This window comes from Campylobacter concisus (assembly GCF_002165815.1).
GTDB lineage: Bacteria > Campylobacterota > Campylobacteria > Campylobacterales > Campylobacteraceae > Campylobacter_A > Campylobacter_A concisus_BH.
In genome coordinates this window covers 65,487-71,547 of the sequence record NZ_NDYN01000003.1, presented here as the reverse complement: position 1 = coordinate 71,547, position 6,061 = coordinate 65,487, and the positions used below count along the sequence as shown (strand labels likewise).

Below are 6,061 nucleotides of genomic sequence, written 5' to 3'. Positions count from 1 at the left end.
CGTGACTTCTCGATGTTTTATGGCATAGTCTCTATCGTTCTTTTTGCAAGCATCACAAATTTAGTGCTAAATCAATACAAATTTGGCTTTGAAGCTCAGCTCTTTTTTTAGGCATGGGAGCAGGTGCTGCGATAAGTCATAACTTTATCTTAGTCTTAGCAAGCTCAGGAGCTGGCATCACACCTTTTGCCCCGTATGCCGTAGTGATCGGCTTTATCTACGCTATTTACGTTGGATTTTTCACTAAAAAAGCTTAAATAAATTTGGCTGCTTTTGCAGGTTTTTGCTTATAAATTTTAAATTTAGAGAAATTTAGCCACCAAAGTGGCTAAATTTGAAGTTATCTTAAAATTTGAATTTTTGCTTTTGCGCGGAGTTTTTCGAAGTAATCACTCATTAATTTTTCTTGCTCGCCTTGGTAAAGCTCGTTTATAACGTTATCTTTTACATCAGCAAAGCTTGGTGTGTATGAGCCGATCTTCTCTTTTACTAAAAACATATCAAAGCTATCAGGTCCTTGCAAAGGCTGTGTGTAGTCGCCGTTATTCGTGCCTGAGATGATCGCAGCAAGTCTTGGGTCTATGCTTTGATAGTCCAAACTGACCTCTTGTGTTTGCACGCCATCTAGCAGTTTCGGGCTTGTCTTTTGAGCTTCAAGCAGCTCAGGGTCTTTTGCTCGATAAACTACGACTCTAGCGGTGCTAAAGACCTTAAATTTATCAGGATTAGCATCAAAATACGCCTTTGCTTTTTGCTCATTTATATTTTTGCCAGCCTCAGCAGCTATGCTTTTATAAAGCTTTTCTTGAAGCATCTTGTGCTCTAAGTTGTTTTTAAAGTCCAAAAAGTCCATGCCTTGAGCTTGGATAGAGCTTCTAAACTGCGAATTTGTCATGCCATTTTGCTTTGCGATCGCCTCGATCCTGTCGTTTAGCTCAAAAGGCGTAACGCTTAAATTTAAGTTTTTTATCTGCGCATCTTCAAGCCTATCTCTGATAAGCAAATTTAAAGCGTCCTGCTCTGTTGTCTTTAGCTGTTCCTTCAAGCTATAAACCTCGTAAAGCGTGATAGGCTCGTTCTCCACGATAGCTGCGATGCCGTTTATCATCTGAGCTGAATATAAATTTAAGGCACTTAACACGCCAGCAGCCAAAAAGAGCAATTTTTTCATAATGAAACCTTTATTTAAGTATTTAGTAAATATAATTTTGGGCAATTATAACATAAAAATAAGGCACAAAATGATAGTTACTAGATTTGCTCCGTCGCCTACTGGATACCTACATATAGGCGGACTTAGGACAGCTCTTTATAATTATTTATACGCAAGAGCTAACAATGGAAAATTTCTGCTCCGCATCGAAGATACTGACTTAAAACGAAACTCAGAAGAAGCCACACAAGCCATAAAAGAGGCATTTGCTTGGTGCAAGCTTGATCACGACGGCGAAGTGACATATCAGTCAAAGAGATTTGATCTTTACAAAGAGTATGTTAAAAAGCTGCTTGATGAGGGCAAAGCCTACAAATGCTACATGAGCAAAGAGGAGCTTGAGGAGCTTAGAGCTAGTCAAGAGGCTAGAAAAGAGCGTCCAAAATATGATAATAGATATAGAGATTTTACTGGCACACCTCCAGCTGGCATCGAGCCAGTTATCCGTATAAAAGCCCCACTTAGCGGCGAGATCGTCATACATGACGGCATAAAAGGTGAGGTTAAATTTAAGGTTGAAGATATCTTGGATGACTTCATCATCGCAAGAAGCGACGGCACACCGACATATAACTTCACAGTTGTGATAGACGATGCGTTAATGGGCGTAACTGACGTTATTCGCGGCGATGACCACCTCTCAAATACCCCAAAACAGATCGTTCTTTACGAGGCGCTTGGCTTTAAAACACCTAAATTTTACCACGTCGCTATGATAAATGGCGAGGACGGCAAAAAGCTTAGCAAAAGGCACGGCGCGACTGATGTTATGGAGTATAAAAAGATGGGCTATCTGCCTGAAGCGCTCTTAAATTTTCTCGTTCGTCTTGGTTGGAGTCACGGCGATGATGAGATTTTTACTATCGAGGATATGCTTAAATACTTCAATCCAAATGATATCAACAAAAGCTCAAGCACCTACAACGCTCAAAAGCTTGACTGGCTAAATTCTCACTACATCAAGACCTTGCCTTACGAGAGACTAGCGCACGATATGCTCGAGTTTGGCGTGGATTTTAAGGCTTTGGTAAAGGGTGAGTTACTGCTAAATTCGCTCCGTGAGAGGTCAAAAACCTTAATCGAGATGGCAAATAGCGCAAATGCGATAATCAACGCTCCAAAAAGCTATGACGAGAAAGCTTGGGCTAAATTTATAAATGAAAATAGCAAAGAAATTTTGGCTAAATTTGCTCAAATTTTAGACCGCGACCTTGACGCAAAGGGCTACGAGGAGCTAACTAATAAATTTTTAGAGCAAAATGGCTTAAAACTAAAAGACCTGGCTCAAGCCTTAAGGATAGCGCTAACCGGCTCAAGCGTGAGCCCAAGTATCTTTGAAGTGCTTGAAGTAGTAGGCAGCAGCGAGATCAAAAACAGAATACAAAATTTATTAAAGGAAGAGAAATGACACATGTAACTAAAGAAGAGGCACTAAACTACCACATCGGCGGTAAGATCGAGATCAGGGTAAAGACACCTTGCGAGACTTCAAGAGACCTTTCAATGGCCTATACACCAGGCGTTGCTGAGCCATGCCGTGAGATAAATGCAGACACTGAGCTAGCTTACAAATATACAAATAAAGCAAATTTAGTGGCTGTCATCACTGATGGCACGGCTGTTCTTGGACTTGGTGACATCGGCGCTATCGCTGGTAAGCCAGTTATGGAGGGCAAGGCGGTGCTATTTAAGAAATTTGCAAACGTTGATGCCTTTGACATCGAGCTAGACGAGCATGATCCTGATAAGATCGTTGAGATTTGCAAGGCTCTAGCTCCTACATTTGGCGGTATAAATTTAGAAGATATCCGCGCTCCAAAGTGCTTTGAGATCGAACGAAAGCTTCAAGAAGCAGTCGATATCCCTGTAATGCACGACGATCAACACGGCACAGCGATGATAACAAGTGCTGGCATTATAAATGCGATGGAAATTTCTGGCAAAGATATATCTAAGATAAAGATCGTAGTTAGTGGTGCAGGTGCAGCCGGCATAGCGTGCGCGAAGATGTATAAAGCACTTGGTGCAAAACATATCGTGATGATAGATAGCAAAGGCGTCATCCACTCAAAAAGAACAGACCTAACTCCAGAGAAGGTCGAATTTGCGCTTGAGACTGAGGATAGGACACTAGCTGATGCGATGAAAGGCGCTGATATGTTTTTAGGTCTTTCAAAGCCTGGCGTTGTGACAAAAGAGATGGTCGCATCAATGAACAAAGAGCCTATCATCTTTGCTTTGGCAAACCCAGTGCCTGAAATTTTCCCAGAGGACGTCGTAGCTGTAAGAGATGACGTTATGATGGGCACAGGCAGAAGCGACTATCCTAACCAAGTAAATAACGTTTTGGGCTTTCCATTTATCTTTAGAGGCGCGCTTGATGTTAGGGCTAAAAAGATCACTGAAAATATGAAAATGGCTGCAGCTAAAGCGCTTGCGCAGCTTGCAAAAGAGCCAGTGCCAGCTGAAGTTTTAAAAGCAAGTGGCGTTAGCGAGCTAAAATTTGGCAAGGAGTACATCATCCCAAAACCATTTGATAAGCGTGTGCTAACGGCGGTCGCTCCAGCAGTTGCAAAAGCTGCAGTTGAAGATGGCGTAGCGAGAGTAAAAGAGTTTGATGTTGAGGCTTACAAAGCTAAACTTGCAAAAGGTTTTTAATCAAATTTAGCCCAAATTTTGGGCTAAATTCTTCTCTTGGCATTTTGTAAAAGACAAACCTTGTAAAAACAGTAAATTTAAGGACAAAAAATGCAAAACGTGAAGCTCATCTCACACCCATTGATCGAGCATAAATTAACCATTTTACGTGATAAAAACACCCAACCTTTTCAGTTTCGCATGCTAGTTGATGAGATCAGCTACCTTATGATCTTTGAGGCGACTAGAAATTTAAAGGTAAAAGATGTCAAAGTCCAAACCCCAGTTGCACTGGCAGACGCAAAGAGGCTTACTACAAAGGTGATGATATGCCCTATCTTAAGGGCTGCGCTTGGCATGCTTGATAGCGTCTTTACTATCATCCCAGACGCGAGTGTTGGCTTTTTGGGCTTTCAGCGAAACGAGGAGACAGCGCAGGCTGAGTTTTTCTACGCAAAGCTTCCAAAAGACGCAAAAGAGCGCATGGCGATCATCATCGATCCTATGTTTGCAACTGGCGGCACGGCGATAGATGCGGTCAAATTCTTGCGTGAAAAGGGCGTTAAAGAGATCAAATTTATCTCTATCATCGCCGCACCTGAGGGGCTAAAGAGATTTAGTGAAATTTACCCAGACGTCGAGGTCTATACGGCTTCTATCGATGAGAAACTAAACGAGAAAAACTACATCGTTCCAGGTCTTGGTGACGCTGGCGATAGAGTTTTTAACACTCTTTAAGGGCTAAATTTGAACAAAAGACTTTTGCCGGCCTTAGTTGCCTTTGTCATTGCTATCATCATCGGTACTTTCTTTTTTTCAAAAGAGGGCGGCGAGGCAAACAAAAACGCTCAAATTTTACTTGAGCAGCTTAATAAAGAGGGGCAAAAGAGCCAGAGCCTCGCAGAAAACGGCTCATATACCTCAAAAGATGAGGTCGCGCTTTATATCTATAAATTTAACAAGCTACCAAAAAATTTCATAACCAAAAAAGAGGCACTTGAACTTGGCTGGGACGCAAAAAGCGGAAATTTATGGCAGATAAGCGGCGGCAAAAGTATCGGTGGAGATAGATTTTCAAACAGAGAAAAGAGGCTGCCTGAGGCTGATGGTAGAAAGTGGTTTGAGTGTGATGTAAATTACAATGGCGGCAGGCGAGGCGCTGAGAGAATTTTATACTCAAACGACGGGCTTATCTACTACACGCCAGATCACTACGAGCATTTTTACCTGCTTTATGAGAAGAGGATGCAATGAAAATCGTGATCTTGGATGCTAAAAAAATGCTTGAAAAAGAGAAGATGCATGAGTATTTTGCAAAGAAATTTGACCTGCCAGAGTACTACGGCAGAAATTTAGACGCGCTCTTTGACTGTCTTTGTGAGATAAATGAGCCAACGCTCATAAAGCTAAAAAACGAAGATGACTTGCAAGGTGACACGAAAGAGAGCTTAATTCGGCTATTTCATGATGTTTGCAACGAAAACGAGATGGTTAAATTTGAGCTTGTAAAAGATAAAAAATGATATTTGGAAAGATTGATTATCTAAATTTACTCCCATTTCACGTTTTTTTAAAATCAGCTCCACTCAAAACTCAGGTCAAAAAGGCGATCGAGTTTAAAAAAGGTGTGCCAAGCAAGCTAAATAGAGCCCTAAACGCCAGAAAGATCGACGCTGCGGTTATCTCAAGCATAGCTAGCAAAAAGGCAAATTTAAAGAAGCTAAATTTTGGAATAGTCGCCAAAAAAGATGTAAAAAGCGTGCTTGTGCGCAAAAACTCAGCCCCAAAGCCAGATCCTGCCTCAGCTAGCTCAAACGCCCTAGCCAAGGTGCTTAAACTAAACGGCGAGGTGATCATAGGCGACAGGGCGCTAAAGGCATACTTAAGCGATGGCAAAGAGTGCTTTTATGACCTTGGTCAAATTTGGCACGAAAAGACAAATTTGCCCTTTGTTTTTGGTAGATTTTCTTACGTAAAAAATGGCTCGTTTTACAAAAAACTGGTCGCAAAATTTCTACAAAAAAACGTAAAGATCCCAAACTATATCTTGGCCAAGTACGCTAAAAGCCGTGACATAAGCGAGCAAGATATCAAGTGGTATCTCAAATTTATAAGCTACAAAATAGGCCCAAAAGAGCAAAAATCACTCCGAAAATTTTTTAAAGAAGATAGATTTTTAAGAGAGGCTGTATCGCAGGCTTAGATAAATTT

The 6,061-nt window shown here is 41.3% G+C and carries 7 protein-coding genes and 1 pseudogene; 7 read left to right on the top strand and 1 reads right to left on the bottom strand.

The window, feature by feature from the left end; all coding sequences use genetic code 11:
- Positions 1-257: pseudogene (locus B9N65_RS11355) on the top strand (YedE family putative selenium transporter); the annotation flags it as partial.
- Between the two features lie 83 nt (positions 258-340).
- On the opposite strand, the gene B9N65_RS04000 reads toward B9N65_RS11355, so the two are convergent.
- Entirely contained in the window at positions 341-1,171 is an 831-nt protein-coding gene (locus B9N65_RS04000; RefSeq protein ID WP_087582897.1) for a peptidylprolyl isomerase, read from the bottom strand.
- A 70-nt stretch (positions 1,172-1,241) separates the two neighbouring features.
- On the opposite strand from B9N65_RS04000, the gene gltX reads away from it, so the two are divergent.
- The 6 genes from gltX to B9N65_RS03970 all read left to right on the top strand — a co-directional run bounded on the left by gltX (position 1,242) and on the right by B9N65_RS03970 (position 6,053).
- Positions 1,242-2,621, top strand: a complete 1,380-nt coding sequence (gltX, locus tag B9N65_RS03995; RefSeq protein WP_087582896.1) for a glutamate--tRNA ligase — start codon at positions 1,242-1,244, stop codon at positions 2,619-2,621.
- A complete protein-coding gene (locus tag B9N65_RS03990) occupies positions 2,618-3,871 on the top strand; it encodes a malic enzyme-like NAD(P)-binding protein (protein ID WP_087582895.1) in 1,254 nt (417 codons plus the stop codon). Before gltX ends, B9N65_RS03990 begins: the two co-directional genes overlap by 4 nt.
- A 90-nt stretch (positions 3,872-3,961) precedes the next feature.
- A complete protein-coding gene (gene upp, locus B9N65_RS03985) occupies positions 3,962-4,588 on the top strand; it encodes a uracil phosphoribosyltransferase (RefSeq protein WP_012140343.1) in 627 nt (208 codons plus the stop codon).
- Between the two features lie 9 nt (positions 4,589-4,597).
- Entirely contained in the window at positions 4,598-5,104 is a 507-nt protein-coding gene (locus tag B9N65_RS03980; protein WP_021092069.1) for a ribonuclease domain-containing protein, read from the top strand.
- Complete coding sequence (locus tag B9N65_RS03975) at positions 5,101-5,373, top strand: barstar family protein (RefSeq protein ID WP_087582894.1); 273 nt, start codon at positions 5,101-5,103, stop codon at positions 5,371-5,373. Before B9N65_RS03980 ends, B9N65_RS03975 begins: the two co-directional genes overlap by 4 nt.
- The gene (locus B9N65_RS03970; protein ID WP_087582893.1) at positions 5,370-6,053 is read left to right on the top strand and encodes an MqnA/MqnD/SBP family protein; all 684 of its coding nucleotides are present in this window, start codon (positions 5,370-5,372) and stop codon (positions 6,051-6,053) included. The genes B9N65_RS03975 and B9N65_RS03970 overlap by 4 nt, the downstream gene beginning before the upstream one ends.
- Positions 6,054-6,061: the final 8 nt, after the last annotated feature.